Source organism: Vibrio sp. 1249-1 (assembly GCF_033340495.1).
In genome coordinates, this window is sequence record NZ_JAWOWJ010000977.1 from 1 (window position 1) to 557 (window position 557).

Below are 557 nucleotides of genomic sequence, written 5' to 3' on the forward strand. Positions count from 1 at the left end.
ATCGTGGTCATGGACGAAGCGTACATCGATTTTTGCCCTGAGGCGTCAACGGTGGATTTGTTAGCTCAGTATCCAAATCTTGCGATTCTACGTACGGGATCAAAAGCGTTTGCGCTTGCAGGCTTACGTTGTGGTTTCACGCTTGCAAACGAGGAGCTAATCAACGTCCTACTTAAAGTCATCGCGCCGTACCCAGTACCAGTGCCTGTTGCTGAAATTGCGGTTCAAGCCTTGTCAGAAGCAGGTTTGGCTCGAGCGAAATTCCAAGTCCTCGACCTTAATGCAAACCGCGCTTATCTGCAGGTTGGTTTGTCGATGATTCCAGGATTGCAAGTTTTCGAAGGGTGGGGCAATTATCTATTGGTTAAATTCCCAGATGGTGGTGCGCTGTTTAAAGCGGCGTGGGATACCGGAATCATTCTACGTAACTCACCAATTGAAAACTGCGTGCGTATCAGTGTTGGTAACCGCGACGAGTGTGAAAAGACACTGGGTTTCATTAGAAACTACTATTCATAAATAGAATTCTCAACGTTCTCGGTTTATGCCGAGAACGA

1 protein-coding gene is annotated in these 557 nt (G+C 47.0%); it reads left to right on the top strand.

Annotated elements, in window-relative coordinates; all coding sequences use genetic code 11:
* Nucleotides 1–519: aminotransferase class I/II-fold pyridoxal phosphate-dependent enzyme (locus R7Z50_RS30010; RefSeq protein ID WP_318150087.1), on the top strand; the 519-nt coding region annotated here is incomplete at its 5' end.
* Between the last annotated feature and the right edge of the window lie 38 nt (nt 520–557).